The organism is Aquiflexum lacus, assembly GCF_015476655.1.
Classification (GTDB): Bacteria; Bacteroidota; Bacteroidia; order Cytophagales; family Cyclobacteriaceae; genus Aquiflexum; species Aquiflexum lacus.
This window is the reverse complement of sequence record NZ_JABFHF010000045.1, coordinates 1-20,607: the sequence shown is the minus strand read 5'-3', so window position 1 is coordinate 20,607 and position 20,607 is coordinate 1. Positions and strand designations below refer to the sequence as shown.

The window sequence follows — 20,607 nt, the reverse complement described above, 5'->3', positions numbered from 1 at the left end:
ATGATAGACTATTCAAAATATAAGACTGCTGATGCTCCTCCAATTGCAGTGAACATGCTAGAATCCTTCAGGGCGGTAGGATACAGTATGGAAGCTGCGGTTGCAGATATCTTAGATAATTCAATCTCGGCAGGAGCAAAAAACATATGGATTGATTTTGACTGGAAAGGAGCGGACACTACATTTTCAATAAAAGATGATGGTTGTGGTATGACAAATGATGAATTGATCAACGCAATGCGTCCGGGATCCAGAGATCCGAATGAAGAACGTGATATAAATGATCTTGGTCGCTTTGGTTTGGGATTGAAAACCGCTTCATTCTCACAATGCAGAAAGTACACGGTCATTTCTAAAAAACAATCGGTAGAGGCTGTTTTCTGGACATGGGATTTGGATTATATATATCATCATGCAAAAGAATGGAAATTAATAGCATCCTTACCCAGTGGGAGTTGGCAAGAGCAAATTAAGGATTTATCTTCAGGAACTATTGTTATCTGGCAGGATATAGATCATTTGTTAAAGGGTATTCGTAAAGACGATAAAAGAGCTTACGATAAATTTTTGCAAACGATGGAGCGCGTAAAAAAACATATTGCAACTGTTTTTCATCGTTATATAGAAAGCAATAAAATAAAAATATTTTTCAGTGGCAGAGAAGTTGAAGCATGGAATCCTTTCTTAATACAGCATACAGCAACCCAGAGTTTTCCTGAAGAACCATTACATTATGGAAAAATAAAAGTCCGGGGATTTGTCCTGCCTCATAAATCCAAACTCACACCCGAAGAATTCAGATATGCTGAAGGTGTTAGAGGTTGGAATGCACAACAAGGATTTTATGTATATCGAAATGAAAGAATGCTGGTTAGCGGAGAATGGCTTGGGTTATTCAGAAAAGAAGAACACTTCAAACTGGCAAGAATAATGATTGACTTACCGAATAGTCTGGATGGAGAATGGCAGATTGATATTAAGAAATCAGTTGCAAGAGCTCCTTTTGGACTAAAAGACAATCTAAAAGCATATGCTTCCCAAGTAAGAGCGCAGGCAGTTGAAGTCTACAGACATAGAGGCAAAGTTGTTCAAAGAAATACCACAACTCAACATTTCCAACCAGTATGGATAGAGAAACAAAGGGATGGTAAACGTTATTACGAGATAAACCAGGAACATCCTTTCATTTCATCAATGGATCTTAAAGCTATAAAACCGCTTATCAGATTGTTGGAAGAAACATTACCGGTTCCATTGATTGTTATTAATGAGTCTGAAAACCCGGATTCATTTTTCAGACCGTTTGAAAAAGTAGCAGCTTCCAGTGAACTGAAAGAATTGCTGAAAACCGTATATAATTCATTATTGAATACTAACACACCGGAACAGGCAAAAAATAGGTTGTTGCTTATTGAGCCATTTAATGAATATCCGGAATTAATTGAATGTCTATGACAAAGTACGAACAGGCAAAAAATGTGTGTGTAACAATGCTTTCTGGGGCAACCGAAAGTATGAATGCCGATTTAATAAAAACCACTGTAGAGAATGTCAACAAGCTTTTCTCTCTTTCTGAATCTGAACTGATAACTCTTCGTGAAGAACTGGAGGTAAGATATGCGGTATTTTCTGATCAGTATCGCATATTAGATGCAAAGGAAGATAAAAAGAGAATTCCCTGGATAAAAAATTCCAAAGCAGAAATAGAATGGAAATTCTGGAATCGTTATAGAATGTTACTTGAACAAAAGAACTATGCTCCGGACACACTGAATAAAATGGACAACCTGACGGATGATATTCTTGACAGGTTGATACGACCAGGAAGCAATATTCCTTTTGATAAACGAGGTTTAATTGTCGGTCATGTACAATCAGGGAAAACCGGGAACTATATCGGATTGATATGTAAGGCAGCAGACGCAGGATATAAGTTGATTATTGTATTAGCAGGGATTCACAATAGTTTACGTTCACAGACCCAGTTTCGTATTGATGAAGGGTTTTTGGGATTTGACACCCAGCAAGCCCGAAGTATAACCCAAACCACAAACAGAATCGGTGTTGGTAAGATTGATCCTAATCTGGTAGCACATTCTCTGACTACCAATGAAATTAATGGTGATTTTAACCGAAGAGCTTCCGAGACTTCAGGTATAAATATTCGTAGTAATGATCCAATAGTACTGGTCATCAAGAAAAATGCTTCAGTTATGAAAAATCTGCTGGGCTGGTTGGCAACCAGAGCAGAAACAATGGAGGATGGGAAAAAGCAGATCAGAAATCTGCCTTTGCTGGTTATTGATGACGAGGCAGATAATGCATCTATAAACATCAGTAAAAACTATGTTTCAGGAATCAATGCCTGTATCCGTTCTATGCTGAAATTGTTCGAACAAAGTGCTTATATTGGTTATACGGCTACTCCTTATGCAAATATTTTTGTAAAGCAATATACGGATGAAGATGTTAAAGGACTTGACTATAATGTTCATAATATACCGTTAGCTTTAGGAAACGACATTTTCCCTAAAAACTTTATTGTCAATATACCGGCTCCTTCTAACTATATCGGACCAGAAAAAATTTTTGGTATTGAGACTATTGAATCAATCGAAGATTATGATAATCCGGTTTATCCATTGAATTATTTAATAGAACCTGTAGATGACTATTTAAATTTTATAATGGATGGTCATAAAATGGATGATGAAAAACCAGATGAACTTCCACCAAGCCTGAATAAAGCAATAAAATGCTTCTTTCTATCCTGCGCAGCCAGAAGAGCCCGTGGTCAAGAAAATGAACATAACTCAATGTTGATACACGTGACAAGGTTTATAAAATGGCAGGCCAGGATCGGTCGTTTGGTAGAAGAACAGGTAAAAACTTATGCTCGTTTGGTGGAATTTAATGATGCTAAATTTCTGAGAGAACTTAAGCAATTATGGAACGACGGATTTGTACCAGTTACAAGAAAAATTATAGATAATCCTACAGTCAAAGACCCATCCATAAAAGAAATGTCGTGGATAGATATAGAAGCGAACCTATATCCCGCAGTTGCTAAAATAGAAGTCAGATCTGTACACGGCGACACAAAAGTTGAAGGACTTGAACATAAAAATATTCGTCCGCTGGATTATTATGATAATAAAAATGGACTTTCAGTAATTGCAGTTGGAGGTAATAAACTTTCCCGAGGGCTAACCCTCGAAGGCTTGACAATTACCTATTTCCTTCGTGCATCGAAAATGTATGACACATTGATGCAGATGGGCAGATGGTTTGGCTATCGTCCAGGATATCTGGATTTATGCAGATTATTTACGAGTAATGAACTTATCCAGTGGTATCAGCATATCACAGTGGCTACCGAAGAAATGCGTGCTGAATTCGACCGTATGGGAGATTTGGATAAAACACCTGCTGAATATGGCTTGAAAATAAGGACGCATCCGGGTTCACTAGTAGTAACTGCGGCAAACAAATTTAGGTATAAGAAAATCATGGAGCTTAGTTATTCCGGGGAGCTTGAAGAAACTTATTCTTTCCGTAAAAACGATCCGGCAAATCTTGTTAACTACAATCTTGCTTTTTCATTGATTAACAGCCTGGGATTACCTGATGGAATTTCAAATGCCGAAAATGCATTCCGTAATCATTTTGTATGGAGAGGAAAAAGCAATGCAGATAAAGTTATTAGCTTCTTATCTGCATATAAAACTAAACAACTATCATTTAATGTTTCTTTGATGTCAGATTATATTCAGGCCCAGCAAAGACATGGAGTGATTACAGATTGGACTCTTGTGCTGATTAATAATACAGATGATAAAATAGGCATAAAAATTAATGAGAATATAACTGTAGGATTGACTAAACGAAGTGATTCTGAAACTCAGGTAAATCATTATACTATTGCGAAATCCCATATCATAGATCCGAAGCATGAATATATTGATCTGACAGACGAGCAAATAAGTAGTGCTCTTGAAAAATCAAAACAGGATGCATTAGAAAAAGGGAAGGACTCATCACGAGTAAATAAACCAAGCCCGGTAAGAATCAAAGAGGTTCGCCCAGAAAAACAGGGCTTGTTACTAATTTATATATTAAATCCTCAACCTGATGTAAAGAAACCTGCATTATCTGATATTCCGTTTGTTGGACTTGCTGTAAGTTTTCCATGGATTGAAAAAGATATAAAAATCGAGTATGCAGTAAATGAGCAGTTTTTAAAAGAAGTTTTGGATTATCCTGATGAGCTGGATGAAGATGAAATTGATGATCCTTTTATAGCCGAAACAGAGGAAAAAAACACCGAAATGAAATCATTTATCCTTAGAAAGATGAAGGATAAAGAAAACTTCAATAAAGAACTTTCTCTTGATTTTCAGAAAGGAATTAACATAAGTTACAGTAAACATTATAATGAAGGCGAAACTAAAACTGTTGCAGTACCTGAACAAATAGAAGGCAGTGTTCCCTTAATCAGAGCAGAAGATATTAATAGATACTATACAAAACCTTATCCTGATTTTCAGGTCGTAAATGCAGGAGATATACTGACAAAAAAGAAAAGTATCATAGCACCTGTTATATATACTGATCAAAAGTTTACACTTTCTGAAGTCAGTTTTGTTGCCGATGGTAGTTGCTTGACTATTCAAAGTCCAGAGCTCACATTGGAGTATTTACTGGCATTGTTCAATTCAGCACTTTTTGCTTTTTACAATATAGACCGAAAAGGAGAAAAAACGGAAATACTAATCAGAGAATTTCCTGTTACCTCTGATACTCAATATACACCAGCAATAAATGCTTTAGTGGAAAGTATATTATATCTTCAGCAGGATCAGGCATCAAGAGAAAGCAGGGTAATGAGCTCATACTTCATGAATGTTCTGGATGTAGCCGTCTTTGAGATTTATTTCCCGGAAATATTTAAAAATAGCCGTTTAGGTGTCCTTTCGGAATTAAGAGGCCTCGATCTATTTAATAATGATATAAAACAAATAAAAAGCTATTATCAGATATTAAATGCCCCTCAGAGTACTATAAAAAAGGCAGTGTACTCCATTAATACGATTCCTGAGTTCAAACTTATTTACCAAACGCTGACGAATGAAAATTAAACGTATACACATCTGCAATTACAGGGCGTTTCTGGTAAAAGGTGATGAAGATGAAGAAACAAAACGTTACGTAATTGATCTTCCTGACGGAGAAAATTTATTAATATATGGCGAAAATGGCAGTGGAAAATCATCCCTCTTCCGGGCTTTAAAAGATTTTTTTAACGCTGCGTCAAACACAGGACAGCCATTTCAGGAAAACCTATTTTATGAAGCAGGAAAAACTTCGGAAGAACCTTTTATCGATATTGAGATTGATGACAATAGCCATCACAGATTTTCCTCTGATGGTAACCAATACATATTAGTTAGTAATGAATCGGGAGCTGATACAAACTATATTGCCCAGGCAAACATTACCAATGGATTTATCAGTTACAGAAACCTGCTTAAGCTACATTTCAGACAAAAGAATCAGGCTCCCGACTTGGTTTCTTTGTTTTTAGAAGAAGATGGATTGTTTTCAGATATGGTTGTTCCTGCTCCGGCACAATCAGAAAATAAAATAACTTATAAAAACCTCTGGCTTAAATGTGTAGGGTTAGACAAGGAAGCTCTGACAGATTACAATACTAATGTTGCTGCTCTTTTCGGAGAGCTAGAAACAAAAGCAAATATGCTGCTTGCTTTTTTTTACAAAGAATGCAGCCTGAAAATAGAATATACAGATGGAGCAATAAATGGTGGAGCGCTAAATAGTCCAACAATTTCATTTAAAGTGAAACTTTTTGGTAAAGATTTTCCAGAACACGATGATATGCTGAACGAAGCCCGTCTTACGGCTATAGCAATCTCCATATTTCTTGCACATCAACTCTGTATTCCCCCTGCCGAATTAAGAATTCTTTTCCTTGACGATCTCTTTATCGGGCTGGACATGACCAATAGAATTCCTTTATTGAAAATACTCACTGCGGATAATTTAGGAGACGGTAGTTCATTTAAAGATGCTCAGATTATCCTCACTACGTATGACAGGGAATGGTTTAACATCGCTAAATCATATCTTCCAAGCTGGCAAAAAACAGAATTTTATGTAGATAATCATAGTGGTTCTGTTGACAGACCATTAATCAGAAAATCGGGCAGTTATGAGGAAAGAGCTTGGTTTTATTTAACACAGGGAGATTATCCAGCCTGTGCAAATTACTTGCGAAAAGCTTTTGAGCAAAAGTTACGCAGCATTCTTCCTGATAATATGAAACATTCTGGCTTTTCAGAATCAGATAAAGATGCCAGCTACATTATTATTTCTAAAGAACATTTGTCAATAGATCAAAATGATGAAGCGTGGTTTTTCCAGCCTAAGAACTCAAAAGGGAAGAATAATTCCCCGTCTCGCCCTACGGGATTACAAAAACTGATAGATACGTTTGAAACCCTGATGAAAAACTATCGGATAGATTTTCCACATATTGATGATCTAAACAGAATTAAGAACAGATTATTAAATCCTCTTTCACATCACGATTTAAGATCTCCAATATTTAAAACAGAGTTGGAAACAGGATTTGATATTCTCAAAGAATTGAACAAAATAAAGACACAAGTAATTGTGAAAGTTCCGGACGAAAGTCCAGTATATCTGTTTTTTGATAAGGGAGATGCTAACACAGGTAATGATTACAAATATAAATTCCAACTTTTAGAGAATCTAATACAGCTGGAATACAATGGGGAAGAAAGAATGTTGAATGCAGAATGTAAACCAATAGCCCGTTTTTTAAAGTCTGACAATTCAGAAGAACCGAGAGAAGGGAAAAATCAAAGATCTCTGTCTGATTTATGCAAGGGTATTTGTATTTTTTCAATGCCACCTAAGGAAGATAAAAGAAATGTTGTTTTTAATCCTGACGATTTAATAAATCAGGTTTATACTGAGGCTGGTCAAAGATTAAAAGATCTTTTGTAAATGATACAACAGGAACTGAACCGGTTTTATACAGAATTATTACAGGATATTCGTTCAGAGCAGCTTTCAAATGAAGAAGGTGGTTCTCTGGAGCAGTTATTTACTAAGCAGGCTATTGATCTCCTCTCTGAAGGAGGAGAAACGGCAGATGTCAGGATTTCTTTCCATGAAAGTATCGTACCAAGATACCGTCATAAAATAAATGCTTATGCGATTGCTGATAATTATGAAACGCTTGATCTTTTTGTAACAGTATTAAAGTGTACGGAGGTCCCAGCCCGTATTCAGAAATCAGACATTGATAATGCGGCAAAACTGTTAGTTTCGTTTTTGAAAAAAGCTGATAATAGAGAATATGCGAATAGCCTCGAAGAATCATCTGAGATATTTGACTTTGCACACACATTAAATGCCTCAGCAGAACTAAGTGGAAACCTTGTAAGAATAAATATATTTATTTTAACCGATGGCATCTATAACGGGGAGATTCCTCTACAAAAAGAATTAAATGAGATTCCTGTTTTTTTCAGAGTGATTGATTTGAATTATCTTTTCAATATTTCTGAGAAAGAATATGTTCCTATTGAAATTGATTTTGAGCAGCAAGGTTACGAAGTCCCTTGTATTAAAGCGGATATAGATAATCCTGATTATCAGTCTTACCTGGCCTTAATCCCCGCACAGGCACTTGTCTCCGTTTATGAGCAATATGGAGCCCGGCTATTAGAACAGAACGTGAGATCTTTTTTACAATTTACCGGGAAAATAAACAAGGGAATACGAAATACGATACTGAAAGAGCCACATATGTTTCTTGCTTTTAATAATGGTATTGCAGCCACTGCCGACGATTTAAAACTAAAAAAGACAGAAAAAGGATATTTGATTGAATCCGTAAAAGACCTTCAGATTGTAAATGGAGGTCAGACAACAGCATCTATATATCATACCTGGAAGAAGGATAAGGCGGATATAAAAGATATTGTAGTTCAGGTCAAACTGAGTATAATAAAAGACAAGTATAATTTTGCCGAAATCGTGAGCCGTATTTCTGAATATGCCAATACTCAGAATAAAGTTTCTATTTCTGACCTGAGTTCTAACACTCCATTTCACATTGAACTTGAGAAATTATCCAGAAATATATGGGCTCCACCTGTTAGTGGTCAATCCCATCAGACAAGATGGTTTTATGAAAGAGCCAGAGGTCAATACAGAAATGCAAGATCGCGGGAAGGAACTACAAAAGCAAAACTTAAAGCATTTGACCTGAAAAATCCTAAAAAGCAGTTTTTCACGAAAGAAGAGCTGGCAAAATTTATAAATACCTGGAGTGAAGTCTATGTCGAAGATAAGCTTATTATAGGACCTAATATAGTTGTAAGAGGAAGCCAGAAAAATTACGCACAGTTTATCGCACATAATATTCCTGAAAATCCGGATAGTAAATATTTCGAAGATTCAATTGCAAAGGCTATACTATTTCGTACAAGTGAAAAATTGTATGGGATAAAACCTAATTCAATCGGGGATATGAGGTATATTACAGTTCCCTATACTCTTGCATTACTGTCCTTTAAGAAGAATTCGGAAATAAATCTGTCTGAAATTTGGAAGAAACAAGGCATCTCAGAAGTATTGCAGACTACTATTTATAATCTGATGATTCAAGTAGAAGAATTTATAAAAAAGAATGCACTCGGAGCTTTATTTGGTGAGTGGGCAAAAAAAGAAGATTGTTGGAACATGGTTAAAGAACAAAACTTCGAAATAGATATTTCTGATATTATGAATGATTTGGGAATCAAAATTCAAAAAGAAAAAAATTAAATAAAGAAGAAATTCATCAAGCAGAAGTTGCAGCAATTGATGAAATATTAAGATCGGTTCATTCCAATACATGGAAAAAGATAGAAGCATGGGGAAGAGGATCAGGAAAGATTTCTCTTCATTTAGGAAATATTGCTTTTGGACTGGCCGGAAAGGTCAAAAACGACAGAGAGTTTTCAGAGAGTGAAAGACAAAATGGAATTGAATTAATTGATTTGGTCACTAAGGAAGCGCCAGAATTATTTTATGATATGGAAGTTTTTTGCTAAGAAGAAAGCTCTCAAAAGGAGGAAATTGTAGAAGTTATTAAGGCCTTGGTTGATCGGGATAAGAAAAATAAAAGGCTACAAATCTATGAATTCAAATTAATGAACGAGATTCTAAAGGGTGAAAAAGAGCTTACTGATCGCAACAAATTTTTCGCTCAAAAGAATATTGATAAGGCTAAAAAGTGGGGGTATAATCCAATTTGGTTTTACCCTTGCTAAAATGGTGATTTTGATTTAAATTATTGATTATCAATTTGTCAAATAAATCAACAATGCCATGATCAATACCATCACTAATTTAGAAGAAGTAAAAAGTTTCTTCATAAGTTTAATTGAAGAGGAAAGCCTGAATTTTCATCCTGATGAGGATTTTCAGAACTATATCAATCTGGATTCAAAGCTTCCGACCTATACGATGAAGAGGCTATGCGGTTGAATGGTTTATTGGAAAAGTGCTTTGATATCTGTGATAAGGAAGGGATTGATATTTTACAATTTGAGTATGGAGATTTTTTTGGTAAAGACGGGATTGGACAAGTTTATTCCTTTGCCGTCTTCAATATATATTGATTGAAAACAAAAATTTTTTCCATTTCCAAGCCAACTTTAAAAATGCTAAATTTATGAATTATAGTTTAATTAAATATGAAGGATAAAGTCGGGATATTTTCATTTTTTTCAGGTGCAGGGTTTTTGGATCTTGGTTTTGATACAACAGCAGGATTTGAAACAGATTTTGTAAATGAATTCCATGCGCCATTTATGGAAATTTATAAAGGTGCAATTGATAATGGGTTTACCCGTTTTGCTGAAGCATAAGAAGATTGTTTATGGCTAAATCCAACTTAGATATCAGGTTTTATTCCCAAATCATTGATTTGCTAAAAGCGGCCAGACAAAATGTAGTTCAGGTAGTAAATCAAACCATGGTTGTCACCTACTATGAAATCGGTAGGATGATTGTTGAAGAAGAGCAAAATGGCAAGGAAAGAGCCGATTATGGAAGAGAACTTTTGAAGGGGTTATCGGCTACGCTTACTAAAGAATTTGGCAGGGGGTATTCAGTTGATAATCTTGAAAATATGAGGAGGTTTTATCTGACTTACAAAAAATCCGAAACACTGTCTCGGATTTCATCGGAGTCAAATTCCGAAACAGCGTCCCGGAAATTGAAATCATCATTACCTCTTAAATCTTTCTCAGCATTTCAGTTAAGCTGGTCTCATTATTTGATACTCATGCGAATTGATCAAGACGAGGAACGGCAATTTTACGAGATAGAGGCATCTAAAAACCACTGGAGTGTAAGAGAATTGCAGCGACAATTTGACTCCGAATTGTACGCCCGCTTGGTTTTGAGCCGTAACAATAAAAAAGTCAAAGAGCTTTCTGAAAAAGGATTGATAATCGAGCATCCCGGGGATGAAAAAAAGACCCTTATATTTTAGAATTCCTTGGTTTGCCGGAATTTTCATCTTATTCAGAAACTGAGTTAGAAGATCAAATAATCAGCAAACTAGAACATTTTCTGTTGGAACTTGGCAATGGTTTCACTTTTGTAGGCAGACAGGTTCGGTTTACTTTTGATGAAGAGCACTTTAGAGTTGACCTGGTGTTTTACAACAGGATACTGAAGTGTTTTGTGTTGATTGATTTGAAAATAGGTAAACTCAAACATCAGGACTTGGGTCAGATGCAGATGTATGTTAACTACTATGACCGCTTTGTGAAACTGGATGACGAAAACAAAACTGTAGGTATCATTCTGTGTAAAGACAAAAAAGATACTATGGTAGAAATAACCCTTCCTGAAAACAACAAACAGATTTTTGCCAGCAAATACAAATTGGTGTTGCCCAGCAAAGCCGAATTAAAGAAGATAATAGAATAATGAACAGACAGTGAAAGAAATAACGCTGGATTTAGGTTATATAGAAAGTGATCTTTCACTAAAATAAATGAAAGAGCAAGTAATACTTTGTTTGTAGTAGAAGACGCTGCTGAACATGGTGAAGCTCCCTATCAATTGATAGAAGGCTGTTTTTATGACTTCGAATTAAGTAATCCTGCATTCTATTTAGCAGATCCTTATGACAACGTTATTCAGGCACATAAAAGGGTAAGTCACATAGGCAGAATAGCTCCGAATATATATGTTGGGACGCTTGAAATCCAGATTTATAGAAAAGCTCAAATTATCTTCTTTTTCATACACATGATGACAAAGACTCCGGGGAATTATGGAGAATAACAGGAGATGGGCCAGAAGTCTACTCAAAAATTAAAATGATAAAAACTTGCTACAAAGAGCCATCTCAAGAGTATTATTTGGTTGTAAAGATTGAGGAGGTTGAGGATTTAGAATTTAAAAATTTGAGATGGGATTTTAAGAAGTTAAAGAATTATTTATCATACAATGCCTCAGCCTTTCCTTTTACTGCGACCTTAACAGAATTGATGAGGAATAAAGTTAAATAACCTCAAGGAGATAGGTCTTGTAAACAAATTTAGTTTAGCTGATGAGTGCTTTGGAAAACTCCTTCTAGTGATGAAAATAGAATAGCTGAAGAAAGAAACCACCTTCAAAGATGCCATTACCCTAGGGAAAAGAACTATTACTTTTCCATTAAAAGAAAGAATTTTAGAATTAGAGGCCGCTTAAAAATCCACCAATTCCCCAATCCCGACCTTCAACGCCTCCGCCAACTTATCCATCACCTCCAACGACACATTCCTCTTCCCTTGTTCTATTCCTGAGATATAGGGTCTGTTGAGACCGGACCTTTCGGCCAGTTCCTCTTGGGACAGGCCTTTTTCTTTTCTGAGGGTTTTGAGCCTTATTCCGAATTTTTCTTTGATATCCATAAAATAAAATTGTTTACTATTGTAAACATTTAGATTTTTTCATTATATTAAGATAGTCAGTTATGTCAATCAAATAAACAAAATGTCTATGTATAAAGCATTCTTTCCCCCAACCCTTTCTCCAAACTGGAGCATCTCAGATGATGATCCCGATAACAAGTATATAGAACTTTTGGGATATGATGGTGAATATCTGATTGCTATCAGCTATGAACCGGATGAAAATAAGTCAAAACCCTATTTCCTGAATTTTCAGCAGATGAAGGGGGCTTTTCTCAGGTTTGATTATACCTCATTTGAAATCGATTGCTGGTATCCTGATCCTGAGGCTGCAAGCATGGCTGCTTTAGCGCTTATGCATATGGTCAAGCTACATTATCCGAAGTTTTTACCCATTTCCCATGAAATGTACATCGGTCTTGGCCCTGCATCTCAGCTGGAACAAATCCAAAGATATTTTGGAGGAGAACTCAAGGTCTCCTCTGTCTCAGGAAAGGATTTGGTATTTAAAAAAGTCATTTATATGCCTGGTGAAGATGACTTTTTTGCTCACGCTGGAAAGATTATTAGAGAATATGTTACTCATTTTAAAATCGCAGAATCGGATTTTATCGGAGGTCATTTGTGCAATGAGAACAGCCAAAAGCTTGGAAAATTAGACTATCAGGGAAATATTTTAAACGAATCAATATATCATCAAATATAAAAACGGGGGCAACGCTCTAAAATTTGCAATACCGATTATGAGACCAAACAAAGTTGGACAGGTGGTAAGGTTCCATACCCCTTACCCGGACGAAGACCCTAATATGATTTATCATTTGCTGGATTTTGATGAGAGAAATCATTTCCCTACACCATCAGCAGATATTCAGGTGATTTTCTCCGACTTATCTTTTGTGCCCATCAACAGGGTAAGGCTTGAGGAATTGGAAGTTGTTGAGTTTGATCTTAAAGATCTGATGCGGTACAAAATAACCGTCATCAAAGAAGACAATACGGAAGCGGTAGGTAGGGTTGTGAAACTCCATCAGGAAAAGATCATTCCCGAACTTTCTGTTATAAAAGGTAAAGGTGTCATGACAAATGCGCTGATCACTATAAAAGATTTTGACGGTCAAGAACATACCGGTTTTCTTTTTGTGACCCCGAACCCTGAATTCTCCAATCTAATACACTATTAATAAATGTTTCACACTAAATCTTAAAACCATGGAAGAAATAACCATCACACTATTGCTGAAAGACAAAAAAATCATGAGCCTACTTGGCCCAAATGCAGGTTGGCCACTAACCATTTGGTGGGACAGGGAAATGCAGGTAAATTTCCCTAAGAAGGATTGGGATGAAGAAAAGGTGACCGGAAGTACAATCCATCAATATATCCGACCTGGAAAATATTGGTATAGTTGATTGATAATATATTGGCCTCAAGAAATGATCTTGGGGCCATTTTTTTAAGGTAAGTTATCCACCACCCGCTTCACACAGCTCCCCAACTCCCCCGTCACCTCAAAATCCCAAAAACGCAGCACTGTCCAGCCTTTGGATTGGTAATAGTGGTTGATTTCCCGGTCTCTTTGCCTATTCCGCTCGATCTTCGGAATCCAGAATGCTCCATCTATAAAGATCACCATCTTGTATTTGATATATCAGGCTTTCATTAAAATGGACACAAAAACCCGATATGTCCATTTTATCAAAAAAAATGGACATATAGCCAATATATGTCCACCAAGTATGGCTATATTGCAGACGTGTTCAATAAAAGCGTCTTTTCTGGACATATTTAAGCTATGGTTTACGACAGAACACAACCCTTTAACAGACTCCCGCTTCTACCCCCAATAGGTATAGCAGAAGATGTGGATATTCTAAAAAAACTTGTCAGTTCCTCTAGGGCATTGGCTTCTGTTGATGGCAATGTCCAAAGACTACCAAACCCATATATGCTTGTTAATACAATATCCCTCCAAGAGGCAAAGGCATCCTCCGAGATTGAGAATATCTTTACTACCGAGGATGAACTATATAAAGCTGTATCGGATACTATACAGGAAGGACATGCCAGTCCCTCCACTAAGGAGGTGTTGCGGTACCGGGAATCACTGTGGGAAGGATATCGACGTATCCAAGAAAAAGCAGCCATTGATTTGGATGGAATCGTTGCAATTTTTAGGCAGATCAAAAACACCTCAGGTGGAATACGTCCCCCACATTCATTGACAGTAATCAGAAGGGGCCAAAGTGAATTTAGGGCCGGAGAAATAATCTATACCCCACCAAGAGGTCTTGGTATTGTAGAAAATTTGATGGATAACCTTCTGGATTATTTAAATGATACTGTAGATGCAGATACGGATCCACTCCTAAAAATGTGTATATCCCATTACCAGTTTGAGGCTATCCATCCATTTCCTGACGGGAATGGGCGTGCAGGGCGAATTCTGAACTTATTGTACCTTGTCAAAAAAGGACTACTGAATCAACCGATTCTATATCTTTCCAAATACATCATTGTCCATAAAGACGATTATTACCACCACCTTGCCGGGGTAACCCAGGCCGGTAAATGGAAACCATGGATCCTTTACATGTTAGATGCGGTGGAACAAACAGCTCAACTTACCAATCGGCTAATAATAAGTATATTGGATCAAATGGAATCTACTCTTGAATATGGAAAAAAAACCATCAAGTGGTATAATAAGGAAGTTAATGAATTGTTGTTCAGCCAGCCCTATATCAAACCAAAACTGGTTGGCGACCTTCTGCAAATATCATCTAGAACAACACTGAACAAATACTTTAGTGAACTGGTAGAAGCTGGAATATTGGTTCAAATCAAGGATGGTAGGGAGGTCTATTATATCAATAGCGACTTGGTTAAAATTCTAGAGGGATAAGGTCGATCCTATTATTCATTTACTTAATTCATCCACCACCCGCTTCACACAGCTCCCCAACTCCTGCTTCACCTCAAAATCCCAAAAGCGCAGCACGGTCCAACCTTTGGATTGATAGTAATGGTTGACCTCCCGGTCTCTTTGCATATTCCTCTCAATCTTCGGAATCCAGAAGTCCCGGTTGGATTTGATGGTTGATTGGCGGTTTTCCCAATCATGCCCATGCCAGAATGACCCATCTATAAAGATCACCAACCTGTATTTGATAAAGCTGATGTCAGGTTTTCCGGGGAGTTTTCGTTTGTTGCTTTTGTACCGGATGCCTGCATGCCAAAGGGCTTTTTTGAGCAGTTTTTCCGGTTTGGTGTTTTTGCCCTTGATTCGGGACATGTTGAAAGACCGCTGCGGGGTGGTGTAAAAACCTGCTTCCTCCGAAAACCTGGGCACAGAGATTTTTGGTTCGGGATAGGGTTTGATGGTGGCAGGTTTTGACTTTTTGGGCATGGCTTTGAAGAAGGTGAATCTAATATGTCCAGTTTTCTAAATAAAAATGGACATATCCCCACTAAATGTCCACGAGATTCTTTAGTTTTCTTACTCTTACTTAAGTAAGTTATCATTTCTGAAATAGTAGCTGCGAAAGTGTATCATAATGATCTTTATATTTTTTCTCATCATTTTCCATTAACGTATTGAGATTCATTAACCTCCATTTAACTGCCGGGAAATCTTGAAAAGAATAAATGGACCAGTCTGGCTCTAATCGTTGTATACTTAGAAGAAATTGTTTATCATATTCCGTTAATTTTTCATGAATAGTAGCAATTAAGAGGCTACGAGTTTCCTCAAAATCCTTATATGTAAATTGTTCCGTAGTCATACCCATAAATTGTTTTTCCAATGCTGAACGCTGGTTCATGAGATTGGGAGAAATAATTTCATGAAATGGTTTGTTCCCTCCAAGAAGTCCAAATAGAAAGCCCTTTTTGATTTCTTCAGAAAAGCCTTCGGTATTTAACAGAAATTTGATGTCGAATAGATCTCGGGGATGTTGTCTTGCTAATGCAGCACAAATCTTTCCCCCATAAACCTGACCAATCGGCACTATAGGTATTGTACAAAAAATATCAAATTCATTTTGTGCTGTTTCGCATAAAATTCCTTTGAATGTTGATCCATAAATGCCTCTTTTTATCTGGTTCACTTCCAATTTTACGATGGCATTTTTTGTCGATATCAAAAGCTTTAATGCTAAAGGTAAATGGGTCACTGAAACTTTCGGCACTACGGACTCGATATTTGATTTTATTCTTAAAAGAGCTTCGTTGATTTTTCTGACTGACACCTCTCTATCCTCAATGGGCACATAAGTGAGGTCTATATCGACCGAAAGTCGTGGCATATTTCTCAAAAACAAATTTATAGCTGTTCCTCCATGCAGTGCAAAGCATTTCTCTTTTCCTACCTCCGGAATTATAGCCAGAAGGAGATTTACTTGATTTCTAAATTTCTCCCTGATCATCTTCTTCTAATTCTTTGGGAACAGTTATTTGGTATTTGGGGATATACTTGCCGTTTTTTACCAAACTTCTTTTACCCTTTCCAAGATCAATTTCATCAAATTTAATATAGCTTAACCAAGAATGCCCGGCTTTTTCCGCAAGGTATAAAAAGAGTCTTTTCACTTTGACAGATTTACAGCACTCCAAAAGTTCCTGCACAGTTTTAGGCCTAAGGTTGTTCAATCCCTCCATAAGTTCAAAACACGCTAACAATGAATTTTCTTTGGGGCTGAGATACAAACATTCAAACATTGCACGGGCTTGACCTGATATTTTTATTTTGAAATTTTTGACCTCAAATTCTACAAGACCAATATTGGGAGGAAGGAAATCCGTCAATGAGACCGAAAAATCTAATCCCCAATCATATTGATGAAACCAAGTAGGTAAATGCTCTTTGGCTAAGGCAAAAAGAAAAACTTTTGATGACCCCAGTTCTAAATAATGTGTTTTGCCCAACATAGATAATGCTGTAAGTCCGCCTGGGTGAAAGGTGGTGTTCAATTGGTTTTGCATAGCGAAAATCGCACCCTCAAAGCCTACATTATCCTCTGCTCTAATCATTGCCCCTGATCCAATGGACTCAAACCAATGGCTTTTTCTGTATCTCTTTTGAAGGTCTAGACTATATCCTTGATCAGTCAGCCAACTGCTTGTAAAAACTATCCCAGAAGGATTAGAGCTAAGCAGCTTGTTTATTTTAGATCGGTTATCGTTATCCATAGTACCAATATATGAATTTATTTAAACTCAATCAAAAATAAGGTTTAAAAAAAATATAATAAGAGTACTATAGATACCAATATGTTAATAAATTTAAACTTAAGTTGAACAACTTTTATGGTTTGGTATTTTTGCCCTTAATTCGGGACATGTTGAAAGACCGCTGCGGGGTGGTGTAAAAACCTGCTTCCTCCGAAAACCTGGGCACAGAGATTTTCGGTTCGGGATAGGGTTTGATGGTGGAAGATTTAGACTTTTTGGGCATGGACTTTAACAATGCTCATTTTCAAATACCAATTTTCCATAGTGATACAATTGCATGACAGGTGATAACCTTGCCACGGCTTCCGCAGAACAGGAGGCATCTAACAAGTTGAAACTTGCTTCATCGCCTACTTTTGGCCAGACCTGATTGCCTTTCTTGTCTAAGGGAGTAATTCCTTTGGTGCCGATGCCCAGGCATCTGGAAAGTCCATATTCGTGGTTGTATCGGTAAAGCTCGGCCATATTCTTGGCTTTATCCAGCATGCTGCCGGTGCCAAAGGGTTGCCAATGGTCGGTCACGCAATCTGTACCCGACATGACCCGGATGCCATGGTCCAACATGGTCGGAATAGGCATCACATTGTAACCAATTGGCACAGTCGTGGTGATTCCAATATCCGCTTGTGCCAAGGCTTCACAGGTGGTCCTTAGTGTTTTTTCATCCAAAGCCCCCATCACAAAGCAGTGACTCAGGTAGGTTTTGCCTTTGAGGACAGGGTTTTCGTTTACTTTGGCGATCAGGTATTGCACTGTTTTAAGACCCGATTCACCTGATTCGTGTAAGTGGATGTCCAAGCCTTTGTTGTAATCCAAAGCCAGTTGCACGGTGAAATCCATGGTTTTTTCGATCTGACCATCCAAAGAAAATGGATCCACACCTCCTATATAGTCAATGTCCATCTGCGCAGCTTCCCGCATCAGGTCCTGAGAACCCGAATAGTAAATACCATGTTGGGGAAAGGCCACAAGTTCTGCACCGAAGGAATCCTTTTTGTTTTCCAGGGCTTTTTGAAGGTTTTTAAGGGAATCGAGTTGGGAAGTGGGTTCTATATTAACATGGCTACGGGCATAATCCGTCCCTTTGGATTGGAGGAGTTGGATCAGCTTTTCAGCCCTTTCTGTGGAATGGGGTAAGAGCGTTGGAATGACCACTTTTTCATGTTCAATGAGCTCCTTGACCGTTCTGAACTTGCTTTCCCGGGCTTTCCATGGTCCGCCGTAGTAGGTTTTGTCCAAGTGGATATGCATGTCCTTCATGGCAGGCAGCATCAGAAAACCTTTGGCATCGATGGCTGAAGGGTCTGAACTGTTTGGTAGAATTTCGGTGATTTTGCCATTTTCGACTACCATGGAAAATAGTGCTGTTGTCGTCGCTATGACCTCAATCTCGTCCCTGACAAAACCTGTTTCCATTCTGACATTTTTGAAAACTGTCATGGAACTTTCTCCTTTTGGTTTTATGGGGTCAGGAGTACTTCCAAATGTAAATGACGGGGCAAGAATACCGGCACCTGTCAGGGCCATGGTTTGGGAAAGAAAATTTCTTCTATTGAGGGCTTTATCGGACATAATTTGATGTTTTGTTTTCAAATTTAACAAAAAGGATAAGTTAATAATTGTTTGTGCGCTTGCATGTGTACCTTACCCACAGATTGATGCTCAATTCTAAGGTGAGTTTTTTTATTGCTTGATCTTGCTGCTTACGTAAAAGGAAAACTCTTTTTCAGGTGGAAAGGAGGGGGAAAAAATAGATTTTGGACTTTTTTTTCGGTCAGGGGAGGAAACGGATGGCTTAAGTTTTGTGAGATTTAAAAAAAAAGCCTGATCATTTTAAGTATCAGGCTTTAATTTATGGTTTAATTATTCAGATAAGCTAAACAGGCTTCCTTGCAGCTTTCACATGCTTTGGCACAAGCCTGACAATGGTCGTGGCTGTGTTTGCTACATTCTTCAGCACAGATTCCGCAGATTTTAGCACAGTATTTTATCAGGTCATTGACTTCTTTGAAACTACCGGAAAGTATCTTACTGGTAGTCAGGCATACAGAACCGCAGACCTGATCTGTTTGGATGCAATCTTTCATGTGGCTCACATCCTTTTCATGCAGGCATGCATCTGCACAATGAAAACAAGCATTGGCACATTCCTGAAGTTTGATAATCAATTCGTTACGTTTCATAGTATTAGATGGTTTAAAGTTAAAAATCAATTTAGTTGTGTTTATAAAAGTGCAAATACCATTCCATGGAAAGAATGGGTGTTAATTCAATGGAATTTTATACTTTTAAAAAGAAAAATTCACAAAACCACATCTCTTATGAAAATCAAAACCTTTTTATCGCTATTGCTCTTAATGGGAACTGTTGTTTCCTGTAATGTCGGCCTCAACAATTATAGTGAAACCGTAGAAATTGAGGGTGTCAAAAGGCTAAAGCTCAGTGGGGTCTTCAATGTCAATATTTCCCAATATGACCAAGAGTCTTTGGAGATTATAGGTGACGAGAAGTTGGTGAAAAAACTCAAGGTCAAACAGACCGGGGATTTGTTGGAATTGACTTTGAGTGAAAAAGATCAGGGAGGTTTTTTAAAGAATAACAGTGTTCAGGTAGATATTTCTATAGCCGATCTAACAGAGCTTAAGTTTGAGGGGGCCGGAAATATTAGAACCAGCGAGACACTGACTTTGGATAATTTTCGGATTTCCGGAAATGGGGTAGGAAATATTCAATTGGAAATAGAAGCTGTATCTGTAGAATCCAGGTTAAATTTTGTCGGTAACATGGAATTGAAAGGAGAGACCAATGAATTTAAATTGGTCAATGAGGGCATAGGCAATATTGATGCATCCAAATTCATAGCCCAAAAGGTGAATTTGGTAAGTTCGGGTATAGGTGCTGTTTCCGTTCATTGTGAGGATGAACTTAGCCTCAGGGTTGATGGGATTGGATTGGTAAGTTATACCGGAAATCCCACTGTCATCAGCGAAAAAATCTCTGGACTTGGTAAGGTGAACAGGAACTGAATTGGAAGGTAGAAGGTAGATTTTGGAAGGTAGAATAAATGAGGGAGCCGTCATTTTGAGTCCCTAACATTTTAATCATGTTCAGAAAAGGATTGACATTAGGTTTCCCGTCATCCTGAGGCACGAAGGATCTCCAGAGGTCCTATTTATGTTCAAATTTATCATTTCCTGAACCTCGGGAGATGCCCCGAAAGGATAGAGACAGGCTTTCCTGCGTCATGACGGCTGCTCCGAATTCTGTCATTGGTAGTGGAGAAAATTTGGCATTTACAGAAAGGGAATGACATCAAGGCGGGCTGCAGACCTCTCCTGACGTCGAGGTGACAAGGCAAAG

At 37.5% G+C, this 20,607-nt stretch carries 22 protein-coding genes; 14 read left to right on the top strand and 8 right to left on the bottom strand.

Annotated elements, in window-relative coordinates:
- The 9 genes from HMJ38_RS24070 (at position 1) to HMJ38_RS24035 (ending at position 11,400) form a co-directional block, all read left to right on the top strand.
- Positions 1-1,455, top strand: coding sequence for an ATP-binding protein (locus tag HMJ38_RS24070; RefSeq protein WP_228780254.1), 1,455 nt, complete (start codon positions 1-3; stop codon positions 1,453-1,455).
- On the top strand, positions 1,452-5,138 hold the full coding sequence (locus HMJ38_RS24065; protein ID WP_194977002.1) for a Z1 domain-containing protein: 3,687 nt from the start codon (positions 1,452-1,454) through the stop codon (positions 5,136-5,138). Before HMJ38_RS24070 ends, HMJ38_RS24065 begins: the two co-directional genes overlap by 4 nt.
- Positions 5,128-7,050 carry an AAA family ATPase gene (locus HMJ38_RS24060; RefSeq protein WP_194977001.1) on the top strand — a complete coding sequence of 641 codons (1,923 nt, stop codon included), beginning with the start codon at positions 5,128-5,130 and terminating at the stop codon, positions 7,048-7,050. Before HMJ38_RS24065 ends, HMJ38_RS24060 begins: the two co-directional genes overlap by 11 nt.
- Positions 7,051-8,880 carry an AIPR family protein gene (locus HMJ38_RS24055; RefSeq protein ID WP_228780253.1) on the top strand — a complete coding sequence of 610 codons (1,830 nt, stop codon included), beginning with the start codon at positions 7,051-7,053 and terminating at the stop codon, positions 8,878-8,880. It begins immediately after the preceding gene.
- Between the two features lie 546 nt (positions 8,881-9,426).
- Positions 9,427-9,585 (top strand): hypothetical protein, encoded by a 159-nt coding sequence (locus HMJ38_RS24050; protein WP_194977000.1) that lies wholly within the window; start codon positions 9,427-9,429, stop codon positions 9,583-9,585.
- Between the two features lie 209 nt (positions 9,586-9,794).
- Positions 9,795-9,968 (top strand): hypothetical protein, encoded by a 174-nt coding sequence (locus tag HMJ38_RS24045; protein WP_228780252.1) that lies wholly within the window; start codon positions 9,795-9,797, stop codon positions 9,966-9,968.
- Positions 9,969-9,979: 11 nt separating this feature from the next.
- On the top strand, positions 9,980-10,597 hold the full coding sequence (locus tag HMJ38_RS25440; protein WP_228780251.1) for a DUF1016 N-terminal domain-containing protein: 618 nt from the start codon (positions 9,980-9,982) through the stop codon (positions 10,595-10,597).
- A gap of 11 nt (positions 10,598-10,608) precedes the next feature.
- Positions 10,609-11,040, top strand: coding sequence for a PDDEXK nuclease domain-containing protein (locus tag HMJ38_RS25435; protein WP_228780250.1), 432 nt, complete (start codon positions 10,609-10,611; stop codon positions 11,038-11,040).
- An 87-nt stretch (positions 11,041-11,127) separates the two neighbouring features.
- Positions 11,128-11,400, top strand: a complete 273-nt coding sequence (locus HMJ38_RS24035) for a hypothetical protein (protein WP_194976999.1) — start codon at positions 11,128-11,130, stop codon at positions 11,398-11,400.
- A 407-nt stretch (positions 11,401-11,807) separates the two neighbouring features.
- On the opposite strand, the gene HMJ38_RS24030 is transcribed toward HMJ38_RS24035, so the two are convergent.
- Positions 11,808-12,014: a helix-turn-helix domain-containing protein gene (locus HMJ38_RS24030; RefSeq protein WP_194976998.1), complete on the bottom strand. Its 207-nt coding sequence runs from the start codon at positions 12,012-12,014 to the stop codon at positions 11,808-11,810.
- A gap of 88 nt (positions 12,015-12,102) precedes the next feature.
- Between HMJ38_RS24030 and HMJ38_RS24025 the strand changes: the two genes are divergently transcribed.
- Genes HMJ38_RS24025 through HMJ38_RS24015 form a run of 3 tightly spaced genes read left to right on the top strand, consistent with a single transcriptional unit; the run spans position 12,103 to position 13,427 of the window.
- A complete protein-coding gene (locus HMJ38_RS24025; RefSeq protein ID WP_194976997.1) occupies positions 12,103-12,720 on the top strand; it encodes a hypothetical protein in 618 nt (205 codons plus the stop codon).
- A 37-nt stretch (positions 12,721-12,757) separates the two neighbouring features.
- Positions 12,758-13,198 carry a hypothetical protein gene (locus tag HMJ38_RS24020; protein WP_194976996.1) on the top strand — a complete coding sequence of 147 codons (441 nt, stop codon included), beginning with the start codon at positions 12,758-12,760 and terminating at the stop codon, positions 13,196-13,198.
- A gap of 28 nt (positions 13,199-13,226) precedes the next feature.
- Entirely contained in the window at positions 13,227-13,427 is a 201-nt protein-coding gene (locus HMJ38_RS24015; protein WP_194976995.1) for a hypothetical protein, read from the top strand.
- Positions 13,428-13,471: 44 nt separating this feature from the next.
- Here HMJ38_RS24015 and HMJ38_RS24010 read toward each other — a convergent pair whose 3' ends face one another.
- Positions 13,472-13,651 (bottom strand): DUF559 domain-containing protein, encoded by a 180-nt coding sequence (locus HMJ38_RS24010; protein WP_228780249.1) that lies wholly within the window; start codon positions 13,649-13,651, stop codon positions 13,472-13,474.
- A gap of 159 nt (positions 13,652-13,810) precedes the next feature.
- On the opposite strand from HMJ38_RS24010, the gene HMJ38_RS24005 reads away from it, so the two are divergent.
- Positions 13,811-14,920, top strand: a complete 1,110-nt coding sequence (locus HMJ38_RS24005) for a Fic family protein (RefSeq protein WP_228780248.1) — start codon at positions 13,811-13,813, stop codon at positions 14,918-14,920.
- A 15-nt stretch (positions 14,921-14,935) separates the two neighbouring features.
- Here HMJ38_RS24005 and HMJ38_RS24000 read toward each other — a convergent pair whose 3' ends face one another.
- The 6 genes from HMJ38_RS24000 to HMJ38_RS23975 form a co-directional block, all read right to left on the bottom strand.
- Positions 14,936-15,424, bottom strand: a complete 489-nt coding sequence (locus tag HMJ38_RS24000; RefSeq protein WP_194976994.1) for a very short patch repair endonuclease — start codon at positions 15,422-15,424, stop codon at positions 14,936-14,938.
- Positions 15,425-15,536: 112 nt separating this feature from the next.
- Positions 15,537-16,442 (bottom strand): nucleotidyl transferase AbiEii/AbiGii toxin family protein, encoded by a 906-nt coding sequence (locus tag HMJ38_RS23995; RefSeq protein WP_194976993.1) that lies wholly within the window; start codon positions 16,440-16,442, stop codon positions 15,537-15,539.
- A complete protein-coding gene (locus HMJ38_RS23990; RefSeq protein WP_194976992.1) occupies positions 16,423-17,205 on the bottom strand; it encodes a type IV toxin-antitoxin system AbiEi family antitoxin in 783 nt (260 codons plus the stop codon). Before HMJ38_RS23990 ends, HMJ38_RS23995 begins: the two co-directional genes overlap by 20 nt.
- Positions 17,206-17,320: 115 nt before the next feature.
- Positions 17,321-17,470: a hypothetical protein gene (locus tag HMJ38_RS23985; RefSeq protein ID WP_194977010.1), complete on the bottom strand. Its 150-nt coding sequence runs from the start codon at positions 17,468-17,470 to the stop codon at positions 17,321-17,323.
- A 5-nt stretch (positions 17,471-17,475) separates the two neighbouring features.
- Positions 17,476-18,819 carry an amidohydrolase gene (locus HMJ38_RS23980; protein WP_194976991.1) on the bottom strand — a complete coding sequence of 448 codons (1,344 nt, stop codon included), beginning with the start codon at positions 18,817-18,819 and terminating at the stop codon, positions 17,476-17,478.
- A 287-nt stretch (positions 18,820-19,106) separates the two neighbouring features.
- Positions 19,107-19,430 (bottom strand): four-helix bundle copper-binding protein, encoded by a 324-nt coding sequence (locus HMJ38_RS23975; RefSeq protein ID WP_194976990.1) that lies wholly within the window; start codon positions 19,428-19,430, stop codon positions 19,107-19,109.
- A gap of 138 nt (positions 19,431-19,568) precedes the next feature.
- Here HMJ38_RS23975 and HMJ38_RS23970 point away from each other — a divergent pair, with 138 nt between their 5' ends.
- The gene (locus tag HMJ38_RS23970) at positions 19,569-20,273 is read left to right on the top strand and encodes a GIN domain-containing protein (protein WP_194976989.1); all 705 of its coding nucleotides are present in this window, start codon (positions 19,569-19,571) and stop codon (positions 20,271-20,273) included.
- Positions 20,274-20,607: the final 334 nt, after the last annotated feature.

What these genes read in the sequence shown, in the direction of transcription:
- HMJ38_RS24070 (WP_228780254.1), top strand. Translation starts at nt 1, where the DNA reads ATGATAGACTATTCAAAATATAAGACTGCTGATGCTCCTCCAATTGCA.
- HMJ38_RS24065 (WP_194977002.1), top strand. Translation starts at nt 1,452, where the DNA reads ATGACAAAGTACGAACAGGCAAAAAATGTGTGTGTAACAATGCTTTCT.
- HMJ38_RS24060 (WP_194977001.1), top strand. Translation starts at nt 5,128, where the DNA reads ATGAAAATTAAACGTATACACATCTGCAATTACAGGGCGTTTCTGGTA.
- HMJ38_RS24055 (WP_228780253.1), top strand. Translation starts at nt 7,051, where the DNA reads ATGATACAACAGGAACTGAACCGGTTTTATACAGAATTATTACAGGAT.
- HMJ38_RS24050 (WP_194977000.1), top strand. Translation starts at nt 9,427, where the DNA reads ATGATCAATACCATCACTAATTTAGAAGAAGTAAAAAGTTTCTTCATA.
- HMJ38_RS24045 (WP_228780252.1), top strand. Translation starts at nt 9,795, where the DNA reads ATGAAGGATAAAGTCGGGATATTTTCATTTTTTTCAGGTGCAGGGTTT.
- HMJ38_RS25440 (WP_228780251.1), top strand. Translation starts at nt 9,980, where the DNA reads ATGGCTAAATCCAACTTAGATATCAGGTTTTATTCCCAAATCATTGAT.
- HMJ38_RS24030 (WP_194976998.1), bottom strand. Translation starts at nt 12,014, where the DNA reads ATGGATATCAAAGAAAAATTCGGAATAAGGCTCAAAACCCTCAGAAAA.
- HMJ38_RS24025 (WP_194976997.1), top strand. Translation starts at nt 12,103, where the DNA reads ATGTATAAAGCATTCTTTCCCCCAACCCTTTCTCCAAACTGGAGCATC.
- HMJ38_RS24020 (WP_194976996.1), top strand. Translation starts at nt 12,758, where the DNA reads ATGAGACCAAACAAAGTTGGACAGGTGGTAAGGTTCCATACCCCTTAC.
- HMJ38_RS24015 (WP_194976995.1), top strand. Translation starts at nt 13,227, where the DNA reads ATGGAAGAAATAACCATCACACTATTGCTGAAAGACAAAAAAATCATG.
- HMJ38_RS24010 (WP_228780249.1), bottom strand. Translation starts at nt 13,651, where the DNA reads ATGGTGATCTTTATAGATGGAGCATTCTGGATTCCGAAGATCGAGCGG.
- HMJ38_RS24005 (WP_228780248.1), top strand. Translation starts at nt 13,811, where the DNA reads ATGGTTTACGACAGAACACAACCCTTTAACAGACTCCCGCTTCTACCC.
- HMJ38_RS24000 (WP_194976994.1), bottom strand. Translation starts at nt 15,424, where the DNA reads ATGCCCAAAAAGTCAAAACCTGCCACCATCAAACCCTATCCCGAACCA.
- HMJ38_RS23995 (WP_194976993.1), bottom strand. Translation starts at nt 16,442, where the DNA reads ATGATCAGGGAGAAATTTAGAAATCAAGTAAATCTCCTTCTGGCTATA.
- HMJ38_RS23990 (WP_194976992.1), bottom strand. Translation starts at nt 17,205, where the DNA reads ATGGATAACGATAACCGATCTAAAATAAACAAGCTGCTTAGCTCTAAT.
- HMJ38_RS23985 (WP_194977010.1), bottom strand. Translation starts at nt 17,470, where the DNA reads ATGCCCAAAAAGTCTAAATCTTCCACCATCAAACCCTATCCCGAACCG.
- HMJ38_RS23980 (WP_194976991.1), bottom strand. Translation starts at nt 18,819, where the DNA reads ATGTCCGATAAAGCCCTCAATAGAAGAAATTTTCTTTCCCAAACCATG.
- HMJ38_RS23975 (WP_194976990.1), bottom strand. Translation starts at nt 19,430, where the DNA reads ATGAAACGTAACGAATTGATTATCAAACTTCAGGAATGTGCCAATGCT.
- HMJ38_RS23970 (WP_194976989.1), top strand. Translation starts at nt 19,569, where the DNA reads ATGAAAATCAAAACCTTTTTATCGCTATTGCTCTTAATGGGAACTGTT.